Below are 26,992 nucleotides of genomic sequence, written 5' to 3' on the forward strand. Positions count from 1 at the left end.
GTGCTGTTGTATCTCTCGGTGGCCGCCTCCGTCGGGGGCCGCGGGGGGGGGGGGGCCCCCCGGGGGGGCCCCCCCCCTCTCAGTGTCCTGCGGGGATCACGCCCAGGTGATCAGCCGCTTGGGCTGCTCCAGGATCGCCGCCACGTCCGCGAGCACCTTGGAGCCCAGCTCGCCGTCCACCAGGCGGTGGTCGAAGCTCAGCGCCAGCGTGGTGACCTGACGCGGCTTCACCTTGCCCTTGTGCACCCACGGCTGGAGCTTGATCGCACCGACCGCGAGGATCGCGGACTCGCCCGGGTTGAGGATCGGGGTGCCGGTGTCGACGCCGAAGACGCCGACGTTGGTGATGGTGACCGTGCCGCCCTGCATCGCGGCGGGGCTGGTCCTGCCCTCCCGCGCCGTCGACACCAGCTCGCCCAGCGCCTCCGCCAGCTGCGGCAGCGTCTTGGCGTCGGCGTCCTTGATGTTCGGCACGATCAGCCCGCGCGGGGTCGCCGCCGCGATGCCCAGGTTCACATAGTGCTTGCGCACGATCTCCTGGTTCGCCTCGTCCCAGGACGCGTTGACGTCCGGGTTGCGCTTGATCGCGACCAGCAGGGCCTTGGAGATCAGCAGCAGCGGGTTCACCCGCAGCCCGGCGAACTCCTTGTCCGCCTTCAGCTCCTCGACCAGCTTCAGGGTCCGCGTCACGTCCACGGTCACGAACTCCGTGACATGCGGGGCCGTGAACGCCGAGCCCACCATCGCGGCGGCCGTGGCCTTGCGGACGCCCTTGACCGGGACCCGGGTCTCCCGGGCGCCGTCGTACGGGGCGACGGGCGCCGCCGCGGCGGCGGCCGGCGCGGGCGCCTGGGGGGCCGCGGGCACCGGCTCGGCGGCCGGGGCCTGCGGCGCCACCGCGGCGTGCACGTCCTCACGGGTGATGATGCCGTCGGGACCGGTCGGGGTCACCGTCGCCAGGTCGACGCCCAGGTCCTTCGCCAGCTTGCGCACCGGCGGCTTGGCCAGCGGCCGGGCCTGGGCGGGCGCGGCGGCGGGGCCGTGGCCGTTCAGCTCGGCCTGGAGGGCCCGCGCCGCCGGCTCGGGCTCCTGGCGCGGCACCTCGGCGCCCTTGCGGGGGCGGCGCTTGGTGGACGAGGCGGAGACGCCGTAGCCGACGAGCACCGGCTGGCGGCCCTGCGGCTCGGTCTCCTCCTCCTGCGGCGGCGCGGCCGGCTCCTCGGCGGCCGGGGCCGCCCCACCGGAGACGTCCACCGCGATGATCGACGTGCCGACGTCGACCGTCGTGCCCTCGGGGAAGTGCAGGGCGCGCACCACGCCGTCGTAGGGGATGGGCAGCTCGACGGCCGCCTTGGCGGTCTCGACCTCGCAGACCACCTGCCCGTCGGTGACGGTGTCGCCCGGCTGGACGTACCACTTGAGGATCTCGGCCTCGGTGAGTCCCTCACCGACGTCGGGCATCTTGAACTCGCGCACGGACGCGTCTGTCATCGTCGTCACGACCCTCTCCTCAGTACGCCAGGGCACGGTCGACGGCGTCGAGCACCCGGTCCAGGCCCGGCAGGTACTCGTCCTCCAGGCGCGCCGGCGGGTACGGGGCGTGGTAGCCGCCGACCCGGAGCACCGGGGCCTCCAGGTGGTAGAAGCAGCGCTCGGTGATCCGGGCGGCGATCTCCGCGCCGGACCCGAAGAACACCGGGGCCTCGTGGACCACGACCAGCCGGCGGGTCTTCTCCACCGAGGTCTGGATGGAGTCGAAGTCGAGCGGGGAGACCGACCGCAGGTCCAGGACCTCCAGGTCGCGCCCCTCCTCGGCGGCCGCCGCGGCGACCTCCAGACAGGTCTTCACCATGGGGCCGTAGGCGGCGAGCGTCAGGTCGGTGCCCTCGCGGACCACCGTCGCCTTGTGCAGCGGGCCGGGGATCGCGTCGGTGACGACCTCGCCCTTGTCCCAGTAGCGGCGCTTGGGCTCGAAGAAGATCACCGGGTCGTCGCTCTGGATGGCCTGCTGCATCATCCAGTAGGCGTCGGACGCGTTCGACGGGGACACGATCTTCAGACCGGCCACGTGCGCGAACAGCGACTCCGGGGACTCCGAGTGGTGCTCGACCGCGCCGATGCCGCCGCCGTAGGGGATGCGCACGACGACGGGGAGCTTGACCTTGCCCAGCGAACGCGCGTGCATCTTCGCGAGCTGCGTGACGATCTGGTCGTACGCCGGGAAGACGAAGCCGTCGAACTGGATCTCCACCACCGGGCGGTAGCCGCGCAGGGCGAGACCGATCGCGGTGCCCACGATGCCGGACTCGGCGAGGGGGGTGTCGATGACCCGGCTCTCGCCGAAGTCCTTCTGCAGGCCGTCGGTGACCCGGAAGACACCGCCGAGCTTGCCGACGTCCTCACCCATCACGAGGACCTTCGGGTCCGTCTCCAGGGCGTGCCGCAGCGACTCGTTGATCGCCTTGGCCAGAGCCATCTTCTCCGCTGCCATGTCAGGCCCCCTCTACGTCCGCGAACGACGCCTGGTAGGCGGCGAACTGGGCGCGCTCCTCGTCGACGAGCGCGTGCCCGTCCGCGTACACGTTCTCGAAGATGGCGAAACGGTCCGGGTCCGGCATGGCGCGGACCGCCTCGCGCACTCGTCTGCCCAACGCCTCGCTCTCGGTCTCCAGTTCCGCGAAGAATCCCTCGTCCGCCTGGTTCGACGCCTCGAGGTGGGCGCGCAGGCGCAGGATCGGGTCCTTGGCCTCCCAGGCCAGGCGCTCCTCGTCCCCGCGGTACCGGGTCGGGTCGTCGGAGGTGGTGTGGGCGCCCATGCGGTACGTGTACGCCTCGACCAGCGTCGGGCCCTCACCGTTGCGGGCGCGCTCCAGCGCCCACTTCGTCACGGCGAGGCAGGCCAGGACGTCGTTGCCGTCGACGCGGACGCCGGGGAAGCCGTAGCCCTGCGCGCGCTGGTACAGCGGCACCCGGGTCTGCTTCTCGGTGGGCTCGGAGATCGCCCACTGGTTGTTCTGGCAGAAGAACACCACGGGGGCGTTGTAGACCGCGGAGAAGGTGAAGGACTCGGCCACGTCGCCCTGGCTGGAGGCGCCGTCGCCGAAGTAGGCGATCACCGCGCTGTCCGCGCCGTCCTTGGCGACGCCCATCGCGTAGCCGGTGGCGTGCAGCGTCTGGGAGCCGATGACGATCGTGTAGAGCTGGAAGTTGTTGCTGTTGGGGTCCCAGCCGCCGTTGTTCACCCCGCGGAACATGCCGAGCAGGTTGGTCGGGTCGACGCCCCGGCACCAGGCGACACCGTGCTCGCGGTACGTCGGGAAGACGTAGTCGTCCTCACGGGTGGCGCGGCCGGAGCCGATCTGGGCGGCCTCCTGGCCGAGCAGCGAGGCCCACAGGCCCAGCTCGCCCTGGCGCTGCAGGGCGGTGGCCTCGGCGTCGAAGCGGCGGGTGAGCACCATGTCGCGGTAGAGGCCGCGGAGCTCTTCGGGGGTGATGCCGGCGACGTACTTGTCGAACTCGGCGTTCTTGACGCGCTTGCCCTCAGGCGTCAGCAGCTGGACGAGCTCGGGTTCGGCGCCCGCCGTCTTCCTCGCGGATGTGGTCTTGCCGGCCGTGCTCTTGGTACCGGCGCTGCGTCGCGGCTTTCGCGCGGCAGTGCTCTCCACGGTCACGTGTGCTCCTCCGTCGGTCCGGCTACCCGGGTTCGCCGGGTGCTGGGGTTACCCCCTGTTCCGCGGTGGGAACGTGGGGGCGCGGCTCACCTGCGGCCCTCGGACGCACGGGGTGGGTGCGGCTCGTTGGGGACAGGCGTGACAGGTGCCCCGGCGAGCACCCTGCAGAAGGCACGTTACCCAGTGCTCCACATTTCTGTGAAACCCCTCCTGACCTGGAGTTTTGCTTGGAAATCCAAGTAAATCGCCAAAGTCGGGATCAGTCCTGGTCACAGCCTTGCAGGGGGCCGGAACAACGGCACGTTATATCGGTGAGCCAGGTCACGGGAAGGGTCGTCGTGTCACGTTCGGTGCCCGGTGGCCACATGGAGCGACAAAGCGCAGCTCAGGGGTGTGAAAAGCGCGCGTGAGCCCGTTTCGGGGCGCACGCGCGCGGGTGGAGCGGGGAGCCGGGGGTCAGCCGGTGGCGCCCTCCGGCGGGGTGATCGGGGTCGTGGGGGCCACCGTCGGGTCCTCCGTCGGGTCCTCGGTGGGGTCCTCCGTCGGGTCCTGCGTCGGCTGCTGCGTCGTCGGGTCCTGGGTCGGCTCCTGCGTCGGCTTCTGCGTCGGCTCCTGCGTCGGCTCCTGGGTCGGCGACCAGTCCGGGTCGCCGCCCGTGTCCGTGCCGCCGTCGTCGATGCCGCCGGTCTGGTCCTCGGTCACCTCGTCCGTGGGCTCCTCGGACGGCTTGTCCCGGTCCTCGCTCTGCGTCACGGTCGGCTTGGTGGGCGTCCTGTCGCCGTCGCCGCCCTTGCCGTTGTTGACGGCCAGCGCGACACCGGCCGCGATCGCGATGACCGCGAGGACGGCGAGGATCCACAGCTTGCCGCGGCCGCTGCCCCTGTTGCCGTGCCCCTCGAAGCCGCCGTCGTCCCCGCCGCCGTAGCCGCCGGGCAGGATCGGCTGCGGGATCTGCGTCGTACCGGAGGCGGGGTCCCCCGGGTGGCCCATGACGGCCGTCTGCGTGAAGCCGCCGGCCGGGGTGTGCCGGCCCTCGTGCGTCGTCGTCACCGGGCCGGTGTTCCAGGTGCCGGTGTGGCCGCCCTGGTCGTACAGCATCTGGAGCGCGTACTGGACGAGGCCGCGCATCTCCTCGGCCGTCTGGAACCGGTCGTCCGGCTCCTTGGCGAGCGAGCGCATGACGAGGCCGTCGAGCTCCGGCGGCGCGGCGTCGGACGCCTCGGACGGCGGGGTCGGGATGTCCTGGACGTGCTGGTAGACCACCGACAGCGGGGTCTCGCCGGTGAACGGCGGACGCAGCGCGAGCAGCTCGTACAGCAGGCAGCCGGTCGCGTACAGGTCGGAGCGGTGGTCGACCGCCTTGCCGAGCGCCTGCTCGGGCGACAGATACTGCGGGGTGCCCATGACCATGCCGGTCTGGGTCATCGTGGACTGCGCGCCGTGCAGGGCGCGCGCGATGCCGAAGTCCATCACCTTCACGGCGCCGTTGTTGGTGATGATGACGTTGGCGGGCTTGATGTCGCGGTGCACGATGCCGTGCTGGTGCGAGTAGGCGAGTGCCTCCAGGACGCCGGAGACGATGATGAGCGCCTGCTCGGGTCCGGGCGCCTCGGCGTTGATCAGGAGGTCGCGGATGGTGCGGCCCTCGACGATCTCCATGACGATGTACGGCACGGAGTGGCCGCCGACGACGTCCTCGCCGGAGTCGTACACGGCGACGATCGCGTGGTGGTTGAGGCCGGCCACGGACTGGGCCTCGCGCGTGAAGCGGGCCTTGGACACCGGGTCCTCGGCGAGGTCGGAACGCAGCAGCTTGACCGCCACGGTGCGTCCCAGCCGGACGTCCTCGGCCGCGAACACCTCGGCCATACCGCCCCGGCCGAGTCTGTGGGTCAGCCGGTAACGGCCGTCCCCGACCAGCCCGCCGTTACCCCACATCTCCGGCGCGTCTGACATACCGCCGCCAGCCGCCTCGGGGTCGGACGGGCCCTGAGCGCGCTGCTGCTGTGCCATCGGTCCTCGCCGTCGTTTCTGCCCGCGGTGCGCGCGGTGTTGTTACGGTCTCCGTCGGCCACGCTACAGCCTCGGCGCAAGCCGCCGGTCCGGGACGGCCGCCCCGCTCCGACGAAGACGGACCGGCCATGAAACCTTCACCCGGCCCCCACGTGCAAATTGTGTGCACCGACGGTACGGCCCCTGTAACGCTTGCGCGACGCTGCCTTCGCGTACGGTCACGGAACGGGCACCTCGCTTGACCTGTCGGTGCCGTGGGGCAGACTTGGCCGGGAATAGCACATTGGATCAACCGGGATCAGCGGATCCCGGGCAGCCGCAGGCGCCCAAGGGGCACGGGGGACGCAGAACATGAGCCAGGACGGCGCACAGAACGCGCACGCGGGACGGGCGCTGGCGGGGGGCCGCTACCAGTTGCGCGACCTGCTCGGCCAGGGCGGCATGGCCTCCGTCCACCTCGCCTACGACTCCGTGCTCGACCGCCAGGTCGCGGTCAAGACGCTCCACACCGAGCTGGGCCGCGAGCCGGCGTTCCGCGAGCGGTTCCGCCGCGAGGCCCAGTCAGTGGCCAAGCTCACGCACACCAACATCGTCTCCGTCTTCGACACCGGCGAGGACGAGATGGACGGCATGACGACGCCGTACATCGTCATGGAGTACATCGAGGGCCGCCCGCTCAGCTCCGTCTTCGACGAGGCCGTGCGGCAGGCCGGGGCGATGCCCGCCGACCAGGCACTGAAGATCACCGCGGATGTGCTCGCCGCCCTGGAGATCAGCCACGAGATGGGCCTGGTCCACCGCGACATCAAGCCGGGCAACGTGATGCTGAACAAGCGCGGCGTCGTCAAGGTCATGGACTTCGGCATCGCGCGCGCCATGCAGTCCGGTGTGACGTCGATGACGCAGACCGGCATGGTGGTCGGCACCCCGCAGTACCTCTCACCGGAGCAGGCCCTCGGCCGGGGCGTGGACGCCCGCTCCGACCTGTACTCGGTCGGCATCATGCTCTTCCAGCTCGTCACCGGACGGCTGCCGTTCGACGCGGACTCGCCGCTGGCCATCGCGTACGCGCATGTGCAGGAGGAGCCGGTCGCCCCGTCCTCGATCAACCGCTCGCTGCCCCCGGCGGTGGACGCGCTGGTGGCCCGCGCGCTGAAGAAGAACCCGAACGAACGCTTCCCCAGCGCCGAGGCCATGCGCGACGAGTGCCTGCGCATCGCGCAGTCCTTCCACGCGGCGCCGCCGAGCATCGTGCCGGGCGCGCAGACGCAGAGCGGCCAGGGCGTCGGCGCCTCCGTGTTCCCGCCGGTCGGCCAGGCGCCGCCGAGCACCGGCCCGGTCCATACGCCCTACCAGCCGACCCCGCAGCCGTCCCCGTACGGCGCGCCCGGCACCCCGCCGCCGTCCGGGCCGGCCCCGGCGTACGGCTATCCGCAGCAGTCCGGCTTCGCGACGCCGGCGCCCGCCTCCTACTCCCCGCAGCCCGGCCACGCGACGCCTCCGCCGTACACGATCGCGCCGCAGGGACAGGGCGCGCCGGGCGGCGGCAAGAGCAACCGGACGGTGATCATCGGCTCGATCGTCGTGTCGCTGGTCGCCGTGGGCGGTCTGATCGCCGCGCTGTCGATGAACCGCGGCGGGGACGACGAGGGCAAGGGGGGCGGCGGATCGACCGAGACCACCGAGATCTCCAAGGCACCGGGCTGGCGGCAGGGCGACACCTCGCGGACCGTCGAGACCAGCGAGTGCACCGAGCCGCGTGAGGCCTACCTCGACCCCGACAAGGTGACGATGCCGGACCTGACCTTCCGGTACTGGCCGTCGGTCGAAAAGTGCCTCAAGGCGGCCGGCTGGAAGTACGAGAAGATCGACACCGACGAGAACACCTACGGCCAGGGCACCGTCATGGAGCAGGACCCCAAGGTGCGCAAGGACTTCGACCCGGACAACCCCCCGGTGATGAAGTTCAAGGTGTCCACCGGCAATCCGGAGTGACGGACCTGGGCGGAAGGGCCCGGCGGCATCGGCCGCCGGGCCCTCGTCGTCCGTGGCTCAGGGCACCTCTAGAGCCCCTACAGGTACGGGCCGCCCGTCCGGCCGGCCTGCGGGTGGTCGCCGTCGTCGCCGCCGAGTCCCGGCGGAAGGGCGCGGCGCATCTGCTCCAGCTGGGCGCGCGCCGCCATCTGCTGGGCGAACAGGGTGGTCTGGATGCCATGGAAGAGGCCCTCCAGCCAGCCGACCAACTGGGCCTGCGCGATGCGCAGTTCCGCGTCGGACGGTGTCCCCTCGTCCGTGAACGGCAGTGACAGCCGCTCCAGCTCCTCGACGAGCTCGGGGGCCAGGCCGTCCTCCAGTTCCTTCACCGAGCTGGCGTGGATCTCTTTCAGCCGGGCCCGGCTCGCCTCGTCGAGGGGAGCGGCGCGCACTTCTTCGAGCAGCTGCTTGATCATGCTGCCGATGCGCATGACCTTCGCGGGCTGCTCCACCTGCTCCGTCACCGGGATCTCGCGGGGTTCGTCGTCCCCGCCGCCGCCGCCACCGAGCGCCATCCCGTCCTGGCCCACGACCAGGATCTGGGGGTTCTCGGGTTGCCTGTCGTTCCTCGGCATCTCCATGCCGCCATTCTCTCGCACCCGTACAGCTCATCACCGAAGTGCCCCCCACGAGGGGCACTACACCGTTCCGGCACCGGGGATCGCGCGCCGCCACCAGGGCGGGTCGGCCGGGTGGCGGCGCCCGGAATGCCGGGTGCGCCGGGTCCTGTGAGGCTTGTCCTCCGGGGGTGGGTTCTGGCTCGGGGTGCCGCGGACTCTTGGGTGGTGAGGGCAGTGGGAGCAATGGGGGTCATGCGCACGACCGGGCTGCTGGGTGTGCTGGTCGTGGGACTGGTCGCGGGCGGTGGCACCGGCGTGGCCTGCGCCGCCGAGGCGGCGCGCGCCGCTCAGGGCCTCACGGGCGGTTTCCGGGGCTCGCCGTCGACGGACCCGCCGGCCGACGGGCCGCAGGACCCGGAGGACCCGGAGGCCGGGCCGTCCTCGGACCCGGCCCCCTCCGAGGCCCCCTCCGCCGCGCCTTCGCGGCACGGGGAGCACCGGGAGCACCGGGAGCCCCACAGGCCGGGCGGACGCGAGGAGGCCCGTGACCGGGAGGAGGTGCGGGAGTCCTGGCACTCCGGGCGGCGGAAGCCGTCGCCCAGCGCCAGCGCCCACGGACCCGCCGCCGACCGGACGAGGAAGCCCTCCGGCGAACCGTCCCGGGCCGGGAGCCGGCCGGGTGAGGGCCGCGAGCGGCCGGGACGGCAGAAGGCGCCCCTGGAGGAGTCCGAGGCGGCGGTGCGCCCGGCCGGCGAGCGGGACGCCACGGCACCACCGGCCGAGGAGGAGGAAACCGCGACCGTACCCGGCGACGAGGACACGGCCACCGCCGACGCCACCGCGCGGCCGTCCGGCCGGGCGGCGGACGACACGCAGGGCGCCCGCACCCGGGAGCGGGCCGAGCCGGTCCTGCAGGTCCTGCCCCTCGGCACCGGCCTGGTCCTCGTCGGGCTCGGCCTGGGCCTGGCCTTCGTCGGGCTGCGCCTGCGCCGCGGCTAGAGCCGCCGCGAGGCAGGCGGGACCGGACAGGGACAACCCCCTGGGGGCGTCCCTGTCCGGTCGCTACGGGACGACCAGCAGCACCTTGCCGATGTGCCCGCTCTCCTCGACCACCCGGTGCGCCTCGGCTGCTTCGTCCATCGGGATCTCACGGTCGACCACCGGACGGACGTGGGCGGCCTTCAGCAGCGGCCACACGTGCTCGCGCACCGCCGCGACGATCGCCGCCTTCTCCTCCAGCGGGCGGGCGCGCAGCGAGGTCGCGCTGATCGCGGCGCGCTTGGCCAGCAGGGCGCCGATGTTGAGCTCGCCCCTCGCGCCGCCCTGCAACCCGATGATCGCCAGCCGGCCGTTGACGGCGAGCGCGCGGACGTTGCGATCGAGGTACTTGGCGCCCATGTTGTCGAGGATGACGTCGGCCCCGGCGCCGGCCGTGGTCTCCCTGATCTCCTCGACGAAGTCCTGCTCCCGGTAGTTGATCAGGATGTCGGCGCCCAGCTCCGCGCACCGCTCCAGCTTCTCCTTGCTGCCCGCCGTGACCGCGACCCTCGCGCCGATCGCCTTGGCGAGCTGGATCGCCATGGTGCCGATGCCGCTGGACCCGCCGTGCACGAGCAGCGTCTCCCCGGGACGCAGATGGGCGACCATGAAGACGTTCGACCAGACCGTGCACACCACCTCGGGCAGCGCCGCGGCCTCCGTGAGGCTCACGCCCTCCGGGACCGGCAGCAGCTGCCCGGCCGGCACGGCGACCTTCTCGGCGTATCCGCCGCCCGCGAGCAGGGCGCAGACCTCGTCGCCGACGGCCCAGCCGGAGACGCCGGGACCGAGCGCGGCGATCCGGCCGGAGCACTCCAGACCGGGGTACGGGGAGGAGCCGGGTGGCGGGTCGTAGAAGCCCTGCCGCTGCAGGAGGTCGGCCCGGTTGACGGCGCCCGCCGCCACCTCGACCAGCACTTCGCCCTCGCCCGGCACGGGGTCGGGGACCTCGTCCCACACCAGCGCCTCGGGCCCGCCCGGTTCCGCAATCGTGATCGCATGCATGTCACGGACGCTACCCCCCGGTGCCCGCGTCCGCGGCCGCCGGCCGTCCCGTGCGCCGCATCGGTCCCCGTGAAAATCCTGTGCGTCACCGATGAGTTTGCGAGACCGTAAAAGTCTCCCCATGCGTAGCCCAAGAGCGCGGAAGGACCCTCCGGAAGGACTCCGACAGCATGAGCACGCAGACGACCGGTCTCGCCATCGAGACCGCGGGCCTGGTGAAGACGTTCGGTGAGACACGGGCCGTCGACGGCGTGGACCTCGCGGTTCCGGCCGGCACGGTCTACGGCGTCCTCGGACCGAACGGCGCCGGCAAGACGACCACGGTGAAGATGCTCGCCACCCTGCTGCGCCCGGACGGCGGCGAGGCCCATGTCTTCGGTCACGACGTGGTGCGCGAGGCCGACGCGGTCCGCGGCCGGGTCAGCCTCACCGGCCAGTACGCCTCCGTCGACGAGGACCTGACCGGCACGGAGAACCTGGTCCTGCTGGGCCGTCTCCTCGGCCACCGCAAGCCGGCCGCACGCGAGCGCGCGGCGCAGCTGCTGGAGGCCTTCGGGCTGACGGACGCGGCGGGCAAGCAGGTCAAGAACTACTCCGGTGGCATGCGCCGCCGCATCGACATCGCCGCGTCCATCCTCAACACCCCCGATCTGCTCTTCCTCGACGAGCCGACGACCGGCCTCGACCCGCGCAGCCGCAACCAGGTGTGGGACATCGTCCGCGCGGTCGTCACCCAGGGCACCACCGTCCTGCTGACCACGCAGTATCTGGACGAGGCCGACCAGCTGGCGTCCCGGATCGCCGTGATCGACCAGGGCCGGGTGATCGCGGAGGGCACCAAGGGCGAACTGAAGGCGTCCGTCGGCGCCGGCACCGTCCATCTGCGGCTGCGCGACCCGGCGCAGCGACCGGAGGCCGCGCGCATCCTGCGGCTGGCCCTGGACGCCGAGGTGCAGTCCGAGCCCGACCCCGTGGCCCTGACCGCCCGCGTCGGCGGCGCGGGCAACGGGCAGGGCGCGGCCGAGCAGGCCGGCCGCGCGCTCGCGGAGCTGGCCCGCGGCGGCATCACCGTCGACAACTTCTCGCTGGGGCAGCCCAGCCTGGACGAGGTGTTCCTCGCCCTGACCGGACACGACACCCACAAGACCGAGGGCGACCAGGACGAGGTGACGGCATGAGCACCGTGACACAGACCGAGGGCAGGGAGCTCGCCCCCGTCAGCGCCGAATCGCTCGCCGCGCTGCTGATCGCCAAGGAGCGGCCGCCGCGGCCCAGCGCCTGGTCGGCGTCGATGACGTTCGGCTGGCGGGCCATCCTGAAGATCAAGCACGTGCCCGAGCAGCTCTTCGACGTCACCGCGTTCCCGATCATGCTGGTGCTGATGTACACGTACCTGTTCGGGGGTGCCCTGGCCGGGTCCCCGACGGCGTACATCCAGTTCCTGCTGCCGGGCATCCTGGTGATGTCGGTCGTGATGATCACCATGTACACCGGTGTGTCGGTGAACACCGACATCGAGAAGGGCGTCTTCGACCGGTTCCGGACGCTGCCGATCTGGCGCCCCTCGACGATGGTCGGCTATCTGCTGGGCGACGCCCTGCGCTACACCATCGCGTCCGTCGTGATGCTCACCGTCGGCATGATCCTCGGCTTCCGGCCGGACGGCGGGGCGGGCGGCGTCATCGCGGGCATCGCGCTGCTGGTCGCCTTCTCCTTCGCGTTCTCGTGGATCTGGACGATGTTCGGTCTGCTGCTGCGCTCCGAGAAGTCGGTGATGGGCGTCAGCATGATGGTGATCTTCCCGCTGACCTTCCTGTCCAATGTCTTCGTCGACCCGAAGACCATGCCGGGCTGGCTCCAGGCGTTCGTCAACAACAGCCCGATCACGCATCTGGCCACGGCGGTGCGCGGACTGATGGCGGGCGACTGGCCGGCGGCCGACGTCGCCTGGTCGCTGGGCTGGACGTGCCTGTTCGTGCTGGTCTTCGGGCCGGTCACGATGCGGCTGTACAACCGCAGGTAGACCCGGGCGGGGCGTCAGTCCTGGGGCAGACGCCGGGCGTCGGGTGCGACCTGCGCGCCCGGCGTCATCCGCACGATGGTGATGAGCCGGTCCGTCAGCTCCAGGGTGCCCACGTCCGGGTCGTCGTAGCCGAGCACCCGGTGCCCGCGCAGGACGCTGATGACCAGGTCGTCCAGCTCCCGGGGTTTCTTGCCCACCTCGGCCTTTATGACCGGCCGTTCGATGATGTCGAGCCCGGTGCCCTGGTGGATCAGGTCCTCCAGCACCATGCCGGCCGCGGGACTGAGCACGGAGAGGCCGAGCAGCCGTCCGGCCGCGCTGGCGCTGGTGATGACGGCGTCCGCCCCGGACTGCTTGAGCAGCGGCGCGTTCTCCTCCTCGCGGACCGCGGCCACGATCTTCGCGCCCCGGTTGAGCTGCCGGGCCGTGAGGGTCACCAGCACGGCCGTGTCGTCACGCTGGGTCGCGATGATGATCTTCCGCGCCTTGTGCACCTCGGCCCGCTTCAGGACCTCGCTGCGCGTCGCGTCCCCGGTGACACCGGCGTATCCCTCGGCGACGGCCGCCTCGATCACCTTGGAGCTGGGGTCGACCACGACGACCTGGTCCTTCGGCAGCCCCGTCGCACAGACGGTCTGGATCGCCGAACGGCCCTTGGTGCCGAAGCCGACGACGACGGTGTGGTCGCGCAAGGTGGACCTCCAGCGGTTCAGGCGCCATTCCTCGCGGGTCCGTTCGGTCAGGACCTCGAGCGTGGTGCCGACCAGGATGATCAGGAACAGCACGCGCATGGGCGTGATGACGAAGATGTTGGTGAACCGGGCGGCGTCGCTGACCGGGGTGATGTCCCCGTACCCGGTGGTCGACAGCGTGACGGTCGAGTAGTAAAAGGCGTCGAGAAGGTCGACCGAGCCGTCGGAGCTGTCGTTGTAGCCCCCGTGGTCGGCGTAGACGATCAGAGCCGTGAGCACGAGCAGGCCGAGGGCCAGCGACACCCGCTTGGCGACCTGCCGGAAGGGGTGCTCCACGATCTTCTTCGGGAGCGTGACCCGATAGGTCACGATCCGCTCGTCCGCCTGACGGGCGATCGCGTCCTGACCCGGAAGTTTCACGTGAAACACACCTCGATACCGGCGGCCGCCCAGGGCAGATCCAGCAGTGCGGTCTCCTGACCGGCCCGGGCACCGCCCGGCGGTACGACGGCCAGGGCATCGGCCGCCGCCATGCCCCGCAGCATCGCCGGACCGTGGTAGTGCAGCGGCACGGCGTGGTCGCCGCGCAGGACGACCGGCACCAGCCGCGTGTCGTGTGGATGCCCGTGCACGGCTTCCTTCAGCGGGAGCGTGTAGGACTCCGGCGCGGGACGTGCCGCGAGCGTCCGCAGCAGCGGCTCGGCGAGCGTGAGCAGCCCCGACACGGCGGCCAGGGGATTGCCGGGCAGGCCGACGAGGTGCTGGCCCTCCTTGAGGAGGGCCAGCAGCATGGGGTGGCCGGGGCGCACCTGGACGCCGTCCACCAGGAGTTCGGCGCCGATGCGCTCCAGCGTGGGGTGGACATGGTCGACGGGGCCGGCGGCCGTGCCGCCCGTGGTGACGACGAGGTCGGCGCGGGAGGCGGTGAGCGCCTTGTGCAGGGCCTTGGCGGAGTCGCCGAGCCTGCGCACGGTGAGGATCTCGGCCCCGAGGGCGCGCAGCCACGGCGGGAGCATCGGCCCGAGGGCGTCACGGATCAGGCCGTCGTGGGGCAGCCCCTCGGTGAGCAACTCGTCGCCGAGGACGAGGACTTCCACCCGGGGGCGGGGCACGGCCGTGAGGGTGTCGTACCCGGCGGCCGCGGCCAGGCCCAGCACGGCCGGGGTCACGATGGTGCCGGTCGCGAGCAGATGGTCGCCGGTACGGCACTCCTGGCCGCGCGGGCGGATGTCCTGGCCGTGCTCGATGTCCCGGCCGGCATGCAGCCGGCCCTTGGCGTCCGTGGTCCCGTGCTCGGAGCGCAGCACGGCGGTGGTGTCCGGCGGGATACGGGCGCCGGTCGCGATCCGCACGGCCTCCCCGTCGGTCAGCGCGGCGGCCTCGGCGTGCCCGGCCAGGACGCCGTCCTCCCGCACCGCCCAGGGGCCGGGCCCGGCGATCGCCCATCCGTCCATCGCGGAGGTGTCGAAGGAGGGCAGGTCGGTCAGCGCGGTGATCGGGGCGGCCAGGGTGAGGCCGAGGGCGGCGTCCAGGGGCACCGAGACGGGGGCGCGGCGCGCGGCCTTCACCGCCGCGCGGGCCGCCCGGGCGGCGACCTCGCGGGCGTCGGGCCAGGGCATGGCCCGGTGGTGGCCGTCCTCCTTGTGCCGGCCGGGCTGCCCGAGGCCGTGGGGGCGCGAGGCGGGGGCGGGCACGGAGTCGCCGTGCGCGGACGGGCCGTGGCCTTGGTTCACGAGGGCGAGCGCCTCCTCGATGTCGAGGTCCTCGGCGTCCTCACCCGCACGCGTGCCGCCGGCGGTCATCCGGCGTCCGGGCGGGTGTCGGGAGTGGCGTCGGGGGCCAGGTCGCCCTTGGCGGCGGCGGCCTCGTCCGCCCAGCGCTGGGCGAGGGCGGCGGCCTTGCGGGACGCCTCGGCGACGGCTTCGGGGCCTCCCCCGGCCCGGCCCGCGGCGTAGCCGACGAGGAAGGTGGTCAGGGGTGCCGCGGGCCGCGCGACGCCGTGGGCCGCGTCCCGGGCGAGGTCCAGCAGGACCTTGATGTCGACGTCGAGGTCGATGCCCAGTTCGCTCTTGGCTGCGGAAATCCATTCATCCAACACGTGCCCATGCTCCCTGATGCGTGCCCTGGCGGTGGCGATGTCGTCCCAGGTGTCGCAGTCGAAGGACGCGACGGGGTCGGGGACGCGGGTGAGGTCGAGGGCGCCGGTCAGCCGGCGCAGGGGAAGCCCGGTCAGAGCGCCGTGTTCCCGGGTGAGCGCGGCCAGTTCACGGCGCAGGGCCGGGACGCGGTAGGCGGCGACCAGTGGCTGGTCGCGGCCGCCGGCGTCGGTGAGCAGCGCACCGGCCGTGTCCGGGGCACCGCTCAGGGCGGCCAGCAGGGTGCGGACCGTGTCCTCGTGGAGGAACGGCAGATCGGCGGAGAGGACGACGACCACGTCGGCGGTGGTGTGCCGGAGCCCCGCGTCCAGGGCGGCGAGCGGGCCGCCGCCGGGCGGGTCCTCCCGCGCCCAGCGCACCGGACGGGCGGTGGGCCGCGGGCCGGCGACGACGACGGTCTCCCGCGCGTCGGCGCAGGCGCCGAGGACCCGGTCGAGCAGGGCCCGGCCGCCCACCCGCACCGCGGGTTTGTCCACGCCCCCCAGCCGCCGCGCCGCGCCGCCGGCGAGCACGACGGCGTCGTACGCGGCGGGGACGGCGCCCGGCGGGGGCGTGGGTTCGTACGAGGTCACCCCCCGAGTATGCGGGCCCCGGCGATCACAGGGAACGCGCGGGGGGCGGCCCGTCGCGACGGGTGCGTCACAGGGTGCGCAGCAGCACCGCCGGGTTCTCGACGCAGTCCGCCACATGGCGCAGGAAGCCGCCCGCCGTACCGCCGTCGCAGACCCGGTGGTCGAAGGTCAGCGAGAGCTCGACGACCTGACGCACCGCCAGCTCCCCGTCGTGCACCCACGGCTTGGGGATGATGCGGCCGACGCCGAGCATCGCGGCTTCCGGGTGATTGATGATCGGCGTGGAGCCGTCGACGCCGAACACGCCGTAGTTGTTCAGCGTGAAGGTGCCCCCGGTCAGTTCGGCCGGGGTGAGGGTGCCCGCGCGGGCCGCCTCGGTCAGCCGGGCGAACTCGGCGGTCAGCGACTCCGCGTCCCGCGCGTGGGCGTCGCGGACGACCGGGACGACGAGACCCCGCTCGGTCTGCGCGGCGAAGCCCAGGTTCACCTGCTCCAGCTGGACGACCTCCCTGGCCTCCAGGTCGACCGTGGAGTTCAGCTCGGGGAACCGGGTGAGGGCGGCCGTGCAGATCCGGGCCAGCAGGGCGAGCAGGGAGATCTTCGGCCCGCCCACGGCGTTCATCGCCGCGCGCGCTCGCATCAGCTCCGTCGCGTCGGCGTCCACCCAGCAGGTGGCGTCCGGGATCTCGCGCCGGCTGCGGGAGAGCTTGTCGGCGACGGCGCCGCGCACGCCCTTGAGGGGCACACGGACACCGGCGGCGGGCGCCGAGGAACGGATGGGGCTCCGCGCGGGTGCCGACGCCTCGTGGAAGGCGGGCGCGGCGGGCTGCGCGCTGCGGCGGGACTCGGCGGCCCGCAGGGCGTACTCGACGTCGGCCCGCAGGATGAGGCCGTCGGGTCCGGAGCCGTGGAGCTCCCTCAGGTCCAGGCCGTTCTCCCGGGCGAGACGGCGTACGAGGGGGGAGATCACCGGCACGGGGCCGTCGTGGCGGACCGGTTCACCGGCCGCCGGGGTGCCCGTGCCGTGGCCGGCGGCGGTGCCGACGGGCCGCGCCACGCGCTCGGCGGACGGGGTGCCCGCGCGCGGGGCGCCGTTCGCCGAGCTGTCCCCGGCCGGCGCCGGCGGGGTCGCCGGCCGTACGCGGCGGCGGCGCGCCGGGGCCTCGGAGGTGCCGTAGCCCACCAGCACGTTGCCCGAGCCCTCGGACTCCTCGCCCAGGGACGGCGCGCCGACGGCGACCGTCAGCAGCGGTGCGCCGACGGGCAGTTCGGTGCCCTCCTCGCCGAAGCGGGCGGTGACGACACCGCCGTAGGGGCAGGGGACCTCGACCATCGCCTTGGCCGTCTCGACCTCGACGACGGGCTGGTCGATCGCGACGACGTCGCCGACCTGGACCAGCCAGCGCACGATCTCCGCCTCGGTGAGCCCCTCCCCGAGGTCGGGGAGCTTGAACTCCAGCACCTGTGCCATCAGCTCTCGGCCTCCCACTGCAGACGCCCGACGGCGTCCAGGATGCGGTCCACGCCGGGCAGGTGGTGCCGCTCCAGCATCGGCGGCGGGTAGGGGATGTCGAAGCCGGCCACGCGCAGCACCGGCGCCTCCAGGTGGTGGAAGCAGCGCTCCGTGACGCGGGCCGCGATCTCCCCTCCCGGGCCGCCGAACCCGCCCGACTCGTGCACGACGACGGCACGTCCGGTCCGCCGGACCGAGGCGGCGACCGTCTCGTCGTCGAACGGCACCAGCGAGCGCAGGTCGACGACCTCCAGGTCCCAGCCCTCCTCGCGGGCCGCCTCGGCGGCTTCGAGGCAGACCGGCACGGACGGGCCGTACGTGATGAGCGTGGCGCTGCGGCCGGAGCGCCGCACCACCGCGCGGCCGATGGGCTCGACGGACTGCGGTTCCTCAGGGTTCCAGTCGGCCTTCGACCAGTAGAGCCGCTTGGGCTCCAGGAAGACGACCGGGTCGTCGGAGGCGATGGAGGCGCGCAGCAGGCCGTAGGCGTCGGCGACGGTCGCGGGGGTGACGACATGGAGCCCCGGGGTCGCCATGTAGTACGCCTCGGACGCGTCGCTGTGGTGCTCGACGCCGCCGATGCCGCCACCGTAGGGGATGCGGATCGTCAGGGGGAGGGGCATCTTGCCGCGGGTGCGGTTGCGCGTCTTCGCCACGTGCGAGACGAGCTGCTCGAAGGCGGGGTAGGCGAAGGCGTCGAACTGCATCTCCACGACCGGACGCAAGCCGTACATGGCCATGCCGACCGCCGTGCCGAGGATGCCCGCCTCGGCCAGCGGGGTGTCCGTGCAGCGGTCCTCGCCGAACTCGGCGGCGAGTCCGTCGGTGACGCGGAAGACGCCGCCGAGGGTGCCGACGTCCTCGCCCATGACGTGCACGGACGGGTCGGCGGCCATGGCGTCGCGCATCGCGCGCGTGAGGGCGTGCGCCATGGTGGCCGGCTTGACGGCGACGGTCGTCATCGGTGGGCACCCCCGTGGGCGTCGTGCTCGGCGTCGAGCTCGGCCTGCAACTGCGCCTGCTGCTCCCGCAGCTGCGGGGTGGGCTCGGCGTACACATGGGCGAACAGGTCCGCCGGGTCGAGCGCCGCGTCCTGGTTCATGCGCTCGCGCAGGTCGGCGGCCATGGCCTCGGCGGCGTCCCGGGCGGCCTCGCGGCCGGCGTCGTCGAGCAGGCCGCGCTCGGTCAGCTCGTGCTCCAGGAGCGCGATGGGGTCGTGGTCGCGCCAGGCGTCCACCTCGGCGTCGCCGCGGTAGCGGGTGGCGTCGTCGGCATTGGTGTGGGCGTCGATCCGATAGGTGATCGCCTCGATCAGCGTGGGGCCGCCGCCCTCGCGGGCGCGGCGCACGGCCTCGCGGAGCACCTCGTGCACGGCGACCGCGTCGTTGCCGTCGACCAGGCGGCCGGGCATGCCGTAGCCGACGGCCTTGTGGGCCAGCGTCGGTGCCGCGGTCTGCTTGGCGAGCGGGACGGAGATCGCGAAGCCGTTGTTCTGGACGAGGAAGACGACCGGCGCCTGCCAGACGGCCGCGAAGTTCAGCGCCTCGTGGAAGTCGCCCTCGCTGGTGCCTCCGTCGCCGACCATGGCGAGCGCGACCACGTCGTCGCCCTTGATCCGGGCGGCGTGCGCGAGGCCGACGGCGTGCGGGAGCTGGGTGGCGAGCGGCGTGCACAGGGGGGCCACGCGGTGCTCGTAGGGGTCGTAGCCGGTGTGCCAGTCGCCGCGGAGCAGTGTCAGCGCCTCGACCGGGTCCACGCCGCGCGCGACGGCGGCCAGGGTGTCGCGGTAGCTCGGGAAGAGCCAGTCGCGCTCCTCGAGGGCCAGCGCGGCGGCGACCTCGCAGGCCTCCTGGCCGGTGCTGGACGGGTAGACCGCGAGACGGCCCTGCTTGGTGAGCGCGGTCGCCTGCGCGTTGTACCGGCGGCCGCGCACCAGCTCGGCGTACAGCCGGCGCAGCAGGTCCGGGTCGGCCATCGCGGCCGCCTCGGTGCCGAGAACGCGGTGGGGCTCCGCGTCGGGCAGCAGGGGCGCGGGGTCCATGCGGGGCTGCCAGGCGGGCGGCGGCGATGGCCGGTACGCGCCTCGCTGCTCCATGACCGTCATGACGGCACCTCCTCGTGGGAGCGGCTACGGGAGGCGCGGCGTCCGTGACGCGCCTCACCTACCGATTGTTCGGTCGTCGGCACATTTTGGCTACAGGCACCCCCAGGCTGTGGACAAACGGTTCTCCACAACCTCCAATGAACGCAGGACGTCCACGCGAGGAGGGTGGGGGGACATGGACTCTGAACAAATGGCCGAAGGCGACGGGGACGGCCCTCTCCGGCCGCCCGCCCGTCCGCTGGACGCCATAGACCAGGACATCCTCCAGATGCTCCAGGCGGACGGCCGTGCCTCGATCCGGTCGGTCGCCGAGCGGGTGCACGTCTCCCGGGCCAACGCCTACGCGCGCATCAACCGTCTCGTCGAGGACGGCGTCATCCGCGGCTTCAGCGCCCGCGTCGACCACGAACGGGCGGGCCACGGCACCTCGGCCTACATCACCCTGAAGATCGTCCAGAACTCCTGGCGCACGGTCCGCGAGGAGCTGCGCCGGCTCCCCGGCGCCTCCCACATCGCCCTGGTGGGCGGCGACTTCGACGTCCTGCTCCTCGTGCACACCCCGGACAACAGGGCCCTGCGCGAACTCGTCCTCACCCGGCTCCAGGCGATCCCCCAGGTGCTCAGCACCCGCACCCTGCTGGTCTTCGAGGAGGAGGACCTGGAGCCCCAGGGCTGACCCGCGCGCGGACGGCCCGGCGGACGGTCAGCCGGCCTTGCGCAGCCCGTCGAAGACCAGGCGGACCACCGTCTCGGCGACCTCGCGCTCGCTCGTGCCGCGGCCGTCCGGCCGGTACCACTCGACAATCGAGTTGATCATGCCGAAGACGAGCCGGGTGGCCAGGCGCACCTCCACGTCGGCGCGCACCTCGCCGTCCGCGGCGGCCGCCTTCAGCAGCGCGGCGACCCGGTGGTCGAAGTCGCGGCGCCGCTCCAGCGCCCACCGCTCGGTGTCCGTGTTGCCCCGCACCCGCAGCAGCAGCGTCACGTACGGCAGCTCGGTCATCAGCACCTCGACCATGCGCCGTACGACGTACTCCAGCCGGTCGGCGGCGTGTCCCGTGCACGCGTGCTCCTCGTCCAGGATGCCGAACAGACCGTCCAGGGCCCGGCTGACGGCGCGCTGCAGCAGCTCCTCCTTGCCGGTCACATGGTGGTAGATCGAGGACTTGGAGATGCCGGCCGCCTTGGACAGGTGCTCCATGGAGGTGCCGTCGTAGCCCCGCTCGTTGAAGACCTGGACGGCGACGGAGAGCAGGGTCTCCGGCGTGTACGTGTCGCGCTTGGCAGTGGTCATGGGGTGCTGCCCTCCCGGGTCATGAGGAGCCGCCCTGGCGCTTGTCGGAGGCGTAGGCGTGGCGGTACAGCGCGAGGGACGGCGCGTAGCGGCCCGACGGATCGCGCAGGTGCAGGTCGTCGAGGAGGGCGTAGGCCCAGTTGCGCCCGAGCCTGCGGCTCCACTCGAAGGGGCCGAGGGGGTAGTTGACGCCCAGGCGCATCGCGGTGTCGATGTCCTCCTCGGTGGCGACGCCCTTGGCGACGGCGTCGTGGGCCAGGTCGACGATCCGCGCCACGGTACGGGCGACGATCATGCCCGGGACGTCGCCGATGACGCTGACGTCCTTGCCGAGCGCCTGGAAGAGCCCGGTGGCCTCGGCGAGGGTCTGCGGCGAGGTGTCCTGGGAGGCGGACAGCGCGATCCGGGTGGCCCGCCGGTAGTCGAGGGCGAGATCGAAGTACACGACGTCGCGGAACTCCACCGAGGTCTGCCCGTCGGCGAGCGCGAGCTGGCCGCCGCTCGGCAGCACCAGGCGGGTGCCGTGGTCCTCGTCCTCCTCGCGCACCGGGATGCCGGCCTCGCGGATCAGCGCCAGCAGCTCGGAGGCGGGGCCGAGGTCGCCCTCGGCGACGACGTACGCGGGGGTGCGGCCGGGCTCGGCGGTGTGCGGCTCGGGCCGCCCGTCGGCGCCGCTCCCGTCGGAGTAGTCGTACCAGCCGTGCCCGGTCTTGCGGCCGAGCCGGCCGGACTCGACCAGGCGCCGCTGGGCGAGCGAGGGCGTGAAGCGCACGTCCTGGAAGAAGGACTGCCACACCGAGTGCGTCACGGACTCGTTGACGTCCTGCCCGATGAGGTCGGTCAGCTCGAACGCGCCCATCTTGAAACCACCGCACTCGCGCAGCACCGCGTCGATGGTGGCGGGGTCGGCGCCCTGCGCCTCGTGGACCGCGAACGCCTCGGCGTAGAAGGGCCGCGCGATGCGGTTGACGATGAAGCCGGGGGTGTCGGCGCAGGCGACCGGCGTCTTGCCCCACGCGCGGGCCGTCTCGTACGCGCTCGTGGCCGACGTGACGTCGGTGGCGAACCCGGAGACGACCTCGACCAGCGGCAGCAGCGGGGCGGGGTTGAAGAAGTGCAGCCCGACGAACCGGCCCGGACGGTCCAGCGCGCCGCCGATGGCCGTCACCGACAGGGACGAGGTGTTGGTGGCGAGCAGGCAGTCCTCGCCGACGATGCCCTCCAGCTCGCGGAACAGCTCCTGCTTGACGTCGAGACGCTCCAGGACGGCCTCGACGACCAGGGCGCAGTCGGTGAGGTCACCGAGCGCTTCGGCGGGCAGCAGTCGGTCCCGTGCCGCGTCGCGGTCGGCGCCGGTCAGCCGCTCCTTCGCCACGAGCCGGTCCAGCCGGGCGACGATGGCGTCGGCCGCGGCCCGCGCCCGTCCGGGAGCGGCGTCGTACAGCCGTACCGGATGCCCCGCGAGCAGTGCGACCTGGGCGATGCCCTGGCCCATGGTGCCGGTGCCGACGACGGCCACGGGGCTGCTGAGGTCGAGTGCTGTCATGGACGCGATCCTCCCGCACGGGGTTTTCCACAGATGCGGCGGACCCCCTTGAACCGACCGATCGTTCGGTTACTCTAACTCTGACCGCCTGTTCCTGCCCATGTTTCTGCCCAGGTCATGAGCTCGACGGAGAGCTCAGGAAACGAGGAGTTGGTCCCGCATGGCCACCGCCGAACTCACCGCCCACGAGCTGATCGCCAAGCACCGGCCCACTCTCGACCAGGCCCTGGAGGCGATCCGTACCCGCGCCTACTGGTCCCCGCACCCGGAGCACCCCAAGGCCTACGGGGAGAGCGGCAGCCTGGACGCGGCAGCGGGCAAGGCCGCCTTCGACGCCCTCCTCGGCAGCCGCCTGGACCTCGGCCAGCCCGGCACGGACGGCTGGGTCGGCGGCGAGGTCTCCCCGTACGGCATCGAGCTGGGCGTGGAGTACCCGCACGCGGCCCTCGACGAGCTGCTGCCGGCCATGCGCTCGGGCATGCGGCGGTGGCGGGACGCGGGCGCCGAGACGCGCGCGGTGGTCTGTATGGAGATCCTCAAGCGGATCAGCGACCGGACGCACGAGTTCGCCCACGCGGTCATGCATACCTCCGGCCAGGCGTTCATGATGGCGCTCCAGGCGGGCGGCCCCCACGCGCAGGACCGCGGCCTGGAGGCGGTGGCCTACGCGTATGTCGAGCAGGTCCGCACCCCCGACAACGCCGAGTGGACCAAGCCCCAGGGCAAGCGCGACCCGCTGGCGCTGAACAAGCGGTTCACGCCCGTCCCGCGCGGCATCGCCCTGGTCATCGGCTGCAACACCTTCCCGACGTGGAACGGCTACCCGGGCCTGTTCGCCTCCCTCGCCACCGGCAACGCCGTCCTGGTCAAGCCCCACCCGCGCGCGGTGCTGCCGCTCGCGCTCACCGTCCAGGTCGCCCGGCAGGTCCTCACCGAGGCCGGCTTCGACGCCGACCTGGTGGCGCTGGCCGCCGAGCGCCCCGGCGAGGGCATTGCCAAGGCCCTGGCGACCCGCCCCGAGATCCGGATCATCGACTACACCGGCTCCACCGAGTTCGGCGACTGGCTGGAGGCCAACGCCCGCCAGGCGCAGGTCTACACGGAGAAGGCCGGCGTCAACACGGTCGTCGTGGACTCCACCGACGACTACAAGGGGATGCTGTCCAACCTGGCGTTCTCGCTGTCCCTGTACAGCGGACAGATGTGCACCACCCCGCAGAACCTGCTCATCCCGCGTGACGGCATCCGCACCGACCAGGGCCCCAAGACCTACGACGAGGTCGTCGCCGACCTCGCGCGCGCGGTCGACGGCCTCCTCGGCGACGACGCCCGGGCGAACGCGCTCCTCGGCGCCCTGGTCAACCCGGACGTGAAGGCCCGGCTGGAGGCCGCCCACGGTCTCGGCGAGGTCGCCCTCGCCTCACGGGAGATCACCCACCCCGAGTTCCCGGGCGCGGTCGTGCGCACCCCGGTCCTCGTGAAGCTCGACGGCGCCAAGCCCGACGACGAGGCCGCCTACATGAGCGAGTGCTTCGGGCCGGTGTCGTTCGCCGTCGCCGTCGACTCGGCGGCCGACGCGGTGGAGCTGCTGCGGCGCACCGTGCGCGAGAAGGGCGCGATGACCGTCGGGGCGTACACCACCGACGAGGAGGTCGAGCAGGCCGTGCAGGAGGTGTGCTTCGAGGAGGCGGCGCAGCTGTCGCTGAACCTCACGGGCGGCGTGTACGTCAACCAGACGGCCGCGTTCTCCGACTTCCACGGCTCCGGCGGCAACCCGGCCGCCAACGCGGCGCTGTGCGACGGCGCGTTCGTCGCCAACCGCTTCCGTGTCGTCGAGGTCCGCCGCGAGGCTCAGGGCCTGTCCTGAGCCGGGAGGGCGCCCCGGGTCAGACTCCAGTGGTACAGGGTCATCGCCACACTGGTGGCCAGGTTGTAACTGGAGACCTGGGGGCGCATCGGCAGCGCCACCGACCGGTCGGCCCGCGCGCGCAGCCCGGCTGACAGACCGACGCGCTCGGACCCGAAGGCGAGGACGGCGCCGTCCGGGATCTCCACACCCCGGATGTCGTCGCCCTCCGGGTCCAGCGCGAACAACGGGCCCGGCGGCAGCTCCGCCACGGCCAGCCGTTCCACGGCCGTGGCGAAGTGCAGGCCCGCCCCGCCGCGCACGACCGTCGGGTGCCAGGGGTCCAGGGTGCCGGTGGTGACCACGCCGGTCGCGCCGAACCCGGCGGCCAGCCGGATCACGGCGCCCGCGTTGCCGAGGTGGCGCGGATCGTCGAGGACCACGACCGGGGCGGTGCGCCCGGGCCGCCCCAGCCTCGCCAGGTTGGCCTCGCGGGACGGGCGTACGGCCAGCGCGGCGACCGCGGTGGGGTGCGGGCGCGGCACGAGCGAGGCGTACTCCGCCTCCGTCACCTCGGTCAGCCGCGCGTCCAGGGCGTCCCGCACGTCCGGGGCCAGCTCCTCGGCGAGGGCGAGCGCGGCCTTGCGGTCGACGGCCACCGCCACCGGGATCTCGGCGCCGAAGCGCACGGCGTGCTTGAGGGCGTGGAAGCCGTCGAGCAGGACGGCCGTGCCGGAGAGGCGGTGCCAGACGCGCACGGCACCGGTGGCGGGGTCGGTCATGCCGTGAAGCCTACGTGCGCCGGCTCCGGGTCCTCCGGGGTGCGCGGCTCCGGCACCCGCACCCCGCCGTCGCGGCGCCGCAGCGCGCGCCCCAGCCGGGCCCGGGCGCGGGCCGCCCCGTCGCCGACCCGGCGCAGGAACGGCGTCGGCAGGAACACCGCGTCCGCCGCGATCATCGCCAGCGAGAAGAACGGCAGCCCGAGGACGACCGCGATCACGGCGTGCTCGGTCATCATCGCGGCGAGCAGGACGTTCTTCACCCTCCGGTGGAACAGGGTGAAGGGGAAGGCGACCTGGACGAGGACCGTGCCGTAGGTGATGAGCAGGACCATGGTGCCGCTGGCGGACAGCAGCTCTGCGAGGGCCGGCCAGGGCGAGAAGTAGTCGAGGTGCAGCGGGTAGTAGACGGCCGTGCCGTCCTGCCAGCGGGAGCCCTGGATCTTGTACCAGCCGGCGGTCGCGTAGATCAGGCACGCCTCCGCCATGATCACGAGCAGGGCGCCGTTGTGCGCGATGTTGCCGACGACGTCGAGCAGGATGCGGGGCTGGTCGGTGCGCGCCCGGCGGTCCACCACCCACCACAGCGCCGTGCCCAGCCACACCGTCCACAGGATCATCGGAATCGTCGGGTCCCCGTCCAGCCGGCCCAGGGCGGTGACCGCGCCCAGCGCCAGACCGAGCACCGCCCACAGTGCCGGGCCCACCCGGTCGGGGCCGACGCGCTCTCCCCGCGCGCGTGCCTCACCGGCGCGCCGGGCCCGGCGCGCGTCCAGCGACCAGACCTGGCCGCAGCGCGTGAAGACCAGGTAGACGCACATCAGGTGCAGCACGTTGTCGCCGCCGTCGCCCACGAAGACCGAGCGGTTCTGCAGCGACAGCACCCCGACCATGAACAGCGCGGACATCGTGCGGGTGCGCCAGCCCAGCAGAAGCAGCACCGACGCCAGCACGGCGAAGGCGTAGACGGTCTCGAACCAGACCTGGCTCCCGGACCACATCAGGGCGGTGAACGCCCCGTTCGTCCCGACCAACTGCTGGGCGAGGTCGAAGTCCCAGGGGCCGTCCGGCCCGTACAGCTCCTGGCGGTGCGGGAACTCCCGCAGCAGGAACAGCAGCCAGGTCGCCGTGAACCCGATCCGGATCACGGCCGTCTGGTACGGGCCGAGGGCGGACTCGGTCATCCGGGCGATGGCGGCGGAGACCGCGAGGGCGACGCGGTTCACCGGGCGTCCTCCCGCCCACGCGTCTCCGGGATCCGCCACCAGGGCAGGACGCGGTAGGTGGGCCGGCCGGAGACGCGCTCGTCGCTCCACTTCGGGGGGCGCACATTGGTGGTGCGAGAGCGCACCTGGACGCGTTCCACGACGCCGCCCTCGCCGGCCGCGCCCTCCCGGTCCAGACGCAGCTCGACGATCCGCCGCAGATACGACTCGGAGAGCGCTCCACGCAGGCCCACCGGGCGGTTCTGGGCGTCGTGCGTGGCGACGAAGAAGTCCCAGGCCCGGCGCAGCGCGTTCTGCTGGGTGTGGCTGGGCAGCGGATTGCCGTCGATGGACCGGCCGTCCTCGGCGGACAGGTCGTACCAGCGGGTGGTGAGGATCCGGCCGTCGGCGGTCGCGACACCGGCGCGGGCCTGGACGGCGATGTTCTGCTGGAGCGGGTTGGGCGCGAAGAGCTTCCAGTTCTGCTCGAACTCCGGATATATCCAGTCGTCTATCGCCTGGCCGTGCTGCTTGGTGACCGTGTTCGAGGGCGCGACGTGCAGGAAGACCATGCCGGTGTGGACGCAGACGGTGATGGCCACGACCGCGAGGGCGAGGGCCGCGGCGATCTGGTACCGCAGGGAGAGGGCCGCCACTCCCGGACGGGGTTCCGCTTCCGGCTCCGGGGCGAGCGGGGGCACGTCGGCGGCCGGAGCGTCGCGTGGCTCCCCGCCGGGCCCGTGCCACACGGCCGAGCCTGCCTCGTGCGCGTCCATCCTGCCCCGTTTCCCGATTCCGGTCCGTCTTTCCCAGGCGTCGCACGGGAACGGTACTCAGGCTTGCCCGCCGGGCACAGCCCCTGCCGGGCCGCCGTTGCCCACACCATACGGGGGTCCGGGCGGCGGCATTCCCTTCTTCTAGAACCTGTTCTATCTTGACGA

At 72.8% G+C, this 26,992-nt stretch carries 23 protein-coding genes; 6 read left to right on the forward strand and 17 right to left on the reverse strand.

Annotated elements, in window-relative coordinates; translation table 11 throughout:
• Positions 1 to 96: 96 nt before the first annotated feature.
• The 4 genes from ABZ899_RS28905 to ABZ899_RS28920 form a co-directional block, all read right to left on the reverse strand.
• Positions 97 to 1,500 (reverse strand): dihydrolipoamide acetyltransferase family protein, encoded by a 1,404-nt coding sequence (locus ABZ899_RS28905; protein WP_361351415.1) that lies wholly within the window; start codon positions 1,498 to 1,500, stop codon positions 97 to 99.
• A 10-nt stretch (positions 1,501 to 1,510) separates the two neighbouring features.
• Positions 1,511 to 2,491 carry an alpha-ketoacid dehydrogenase subunit beta gene (locus ABZ899_RS28910; protein WP_361351417.1) on the reverse strand — a complete coding sequence of 327 codons (981 nt, stop codon included), beginning with the start codon at positions 2,489 to 2,491 and terminating at the stop codon, positions 1,511 to 1,513.
• Between the two features lies 1 nt (position 2,492).
• Positions 2,493 to 3,671 carry a pyruvate dehydrogenase (acetyl-transferring) E1 component subunit alpha gene (pdhA, locus tag ABZ899_RS28915; protein ID WP_361351419.1) on the reverse strand — a complete coding sequence of 393 codons (1,179 nt, stop codon included), beginning with the start codon at positions 3,669 to 3,671 and terminating at the stop codon, positions 2,493 to 2,495.
• A 456-nt stretch (positions 3,672 to 4,127) separates the two neighbouring features.
• A complete protein-coding gene (locus ABZ899_RS28920) occupies positions 4,128 to 5,684 on the reverse strand; it encodes a protein kinase (RefSeq protein ID WP_361351421.1) in 1,557 nt (518 codons plus the stop codon).
• Between the two features lie 351 nt (positions 5,685 to 6,035).
• On the opposite strand from ABZ899_RS28920, the gene ABZ899_RS28925 reads away from it, so the two are divergent.
• On the forward strand, positions 6,036 to 7,679 hold the full coding sequence (locus tag ABZ899_RS28925; protein WP_361351423.1) for a protein kinase: 1,644 nt from the start codon (positions 6,036 to 6,038) through the stop codon (positions 7,677 to 7,679).
• Positions 7,680 to 7,756: 77 nt separating this feature from the next.
• On the opposite strand, the gene ABZ899_RS28930 is transcribed toward ABZ899_RS28925, so the two are convergent.
• The gene (locus ABZ899_RS28930) at positions 7,757 to 8,299 is read right to left on the reverse strand and encodes a bacterial proteasome activator family protein (protein WP_361351424.1); all 543 of its coding nucleotides are present in this window, start codon (positions 8,297 to 8,299) and stop codon (positions 7,757 to 7,759) included.
• Between the two features lie 231 nt (positions 8,300 to 8,530).
• Between ABZ899_RS28930 and ABZ899_RS28935 the strand changes: the two genes are divergently transcribed.
• Positions 8,531 to 9,277: a hypothetical protein gene (locus ABZ899_RS28935; RefSeq protein WP_361351426.1), complete on the forward strand. Its 747-nt coding sequence runs from the start codon at positions 8,531 to 8,533 to the stop codon at positions 9,275 to 9,277.
• A 63-nt stretch (positions 9,278 to 9,340) separates the two neighbouring features.
• Here the strand turns inward: ABZ899_RS28935 and ABZ899_RS28940 are convergent, their stop codons facing one another.
• Entirely contained in the window at positions 9,341 to 10,321 is a 981-nt protein-coding gene (locus tag ABZ899_RS28940; protein ID WP_361351428.1) for an NAD(P)H-quinone oxidoreductase, read from the reverse strand.
• 170 nt (positions 10,322 to 10,491) lie between these two features.
• Here ABZ899_RS28940 and ABZ899_RS28945 point away from each other — a divergent pair, with 170 nt between their 5' ends.
• Positions 10,492 to 11,499, forward strand: a complete 1,008-nt coding sequence (locus ABZ899_RS28945) for an ATP-binding cassette domain-containing protein (RefSeq protein ID WP_361351430.1) — start codon at positions 10,492 to 10,494, stop codon at positions 11,497 to 11,499.
• Positions 11,496 to 12,344, forward strand: coding sequence for an ABC transporter permease (locus ABZ899_RS28950; protein ID WP_361351431.1), 849 nt, complete (start codon positions 11,496 to 11,498; stop codon positions 12,342 to 12,344). The genes ABZ899_RS28945 and ABZ899_RS28950 overlap by 4 nt, the downstream gene beginning before the upstream one ends.
• 14 nt (positions 12,345 to 12,358) lie before the next feature.
• Here ABZ899_RS28950 and ABZ899_RS28955 read toward each other — a convergent pair whose 3' ends face one another.
• From ABZ899_RS28955 to pdhA (ABZ899_RS28980), 6 genes are all read right to left on the reverse strand, one after another.
• Positions 12,359 to 13,465, reverse strand: a complete 1,107-nt coding sequence (locus ABZ899_RS28955; RefSeq protein ID WP_361351433.1) for an NAD-binding protein — start codon at positions 13,463 to 13,465, stop codon at positions 12,359 to 12,361.
• Entirely contained in the window at positions 13,453 to 14,838 is a 1,386-nt protein-coding gene (locus tag ABZ899_RS28960) for a molybdopterin molybdotransferase MoeA (RefSeq protein WP_361351435.1), read from the reverse strand. Before ABZ899_RS28960 ends, ABZ899_RS28955 begins: the two co-directional genes overlap by 13 nt.
• Positions 14,835 to 15,764: an NTP transferase domain-containing protein gene (locus ABZ899_RS28965; protein ID WP_361351437.1), complete on the reverse strand. Its 930-nt coding sequence runs from the start codon at positions 15,762 to 15,764 to the stop codon at positions 14,835 to 14,837. Before ABZ899_RS28965 ends, ABZ899_RS28960 begins: the two co-directional genes overlap by 4 nt.
• A 67-nt stretch (positions 15,765 to 15,831) precedes the next feature.
• On the reverse strand, positions 15,832 to 17,235 hold the full coding sequence (locus ABZ899_RS28970; protein WP_361351439.1) for a dihydrolipoamide acetyltransferase family protein: 1,404 nt from the start codon (positions 17,233 to 17,235) through the stop codon (positions 15,832 to 15,834).
• Positions 17,235 to 18,239, reverse strand: a complete 1,005-nt coding sequence (locus ABZ899_RS28975) for an alpha-ketoacid dehydrogenase subunit beta (RefSeq protein WP_361351441.1) — start codon at positions 18,237 to 18,239, stop codon at positions 17,235 to 17,237. The genes ABZ899_RS28970 and ABZ899_RS28975 overlap by 1 nt, the downstream gene beginning before the upstream one ends.
• Complete coding sequence (gene pdhA / locus ABZ899_RS28980) at positions 18,236 to 19,381, reverse strand: pyruvate dehydrogenase (acetyl-transferring) E1 component subunit alpha (protein ID WP_361351443.1); 1,146 nt, start codon at positions 19,379 to 19,381, stop codon at positions 18,236 to 18,238. Before pdhA (ABZ899_RS28980) ends, ABZ899_RS28975 begins: the two co-directional genes overlap by 4 nt.
• 190 nt (positions 19,382 to 19,571) lie before the next feature.
• On the opposite strand from pdhA (ABZ899_RS28980), the gene ABZ899_RS28985 reads away from it, so the two are divergent.
• Complete coding sequence (locus ABZ899_RS28985) at positions 19,572 to 20,057, forward strand: Lrp/AsnC family transcriptional regulator (protein WP_361351616.1); 486 nt, start codon at positions 19,572 to 19,574, stop codon at positions 20,055 to 20,057.
• Between the two features lie 27 nt (positions 20,058 to 20,084).
• Here ABZ899_RS28985 and ABZ899_RS28990 read toward each other — a convergent pair whose 3' ends face one another.
• Together ABZ899_RS28990 and ABZ899_RS28995 are read right to left on the reverse strand one after the other, a co-directional pair.
• The gene (locus ABZ899_RS28990) at positions 20,085 to 20,675 is read right to left on the reverse strand and encodes a TetR/AcrR family transcriptional regulator (RefSeq protein ID WP_361351445.1); all 591 of its coding nucleotides are present in this window, start codon (positions 20,673 to 20,675) and stop codon (positions 20,085 to 20,087) included.
• A 19-nt stretch (positions 20,676 to 20,694) separates the two neighbouring features.
• Positions 20,695 to 22,221, reverse strand: a complete 1,527-nt coding sequence (locus tag ABZ899_RS28995) for a 3-hydroxyacyl-CoA dehydrogenase (RefSeq protein WP_361351447.1) — start codon at positions 22,219 to 22,221, stop codon at positions 20,695 to 20,697.
• Between the two features lie 160 nt (positions 22,222 to 22,381).
• Here ABZ899_RS28995 and paaN point away from each other — a divergent pair, with 160 nt between their 5' ends.
• Positions 22,382 to 24,088, forward strand: a complete 1,707-nt coding sequence (gene paaN, locus ABZ899_RS29000) for a phenylacetic acid degradation protein PaaN (RefSeq protein WP_361351449.1) — start codon at positions 22,382 to 22,384, stop codon at positions 24,086 to 24,088.
• Here paaN and ABZ899_RS29005 read toward each other — a convergent pair.
• The 3 genes from ABZ899_RS29005 to ABZ899_RS29015 are packed head-to-tail and all read right to left on the reverse strand — an operon-like array spanning position 24,073 to position 26,827.
• Entirely contained in the window at positions 24,073 to 24,849 is a 777-nt protein-coding gene (locus tag ABZ899_RS29005; RefSeq protein ID WP_361351451.1) for a TrmH family RNA methyltransferase, read from the reverse strand. The two genes, paaN and ABZ899_RS29005, sit on opposite strands and share 16 nt — an antisense overlap.
• Positions 24,846 to 26,072, reverse strand: coding sequence for an HTTM domain-containing protein (locus ABZ899_RS29010; protein ID WP_361351454.1), 1,227 nt, complete (start codon positions 26,070 to 26,072; stop codon positions 24,846 to 24,848). Before ABZ899_RS29010 ends, ABZ899_RS29005 begins: the two co-directional genes overlap by 4 nt.
• Positions 26,069 to 26,827, reverse strand: coding sequence for a DUF5819 family protein (locus ABZ899_RS29015; RefSeq protein ID WP_361351457.1), 759 nt, complete (start codon positions 26,825 to 26,827; stop codon positions 26,069 to 26,071). Before ABZ899_RS29015 ends, ABZ899_RS29010 begins: the two co-directional genes overlap by 4 nt.
• Positions 26,828 to 26,992: the final 165 nt, after the last annotated feature.

It is taken from the genome of Streptomyces sp. NPDC046859, from assembly GCF_040645135.1.
Classification (GTDB): Bacteria; Actinomycetota; Actinomycetes; order Streptomycetales; family Streptomycetaceae; genus Streptomyces.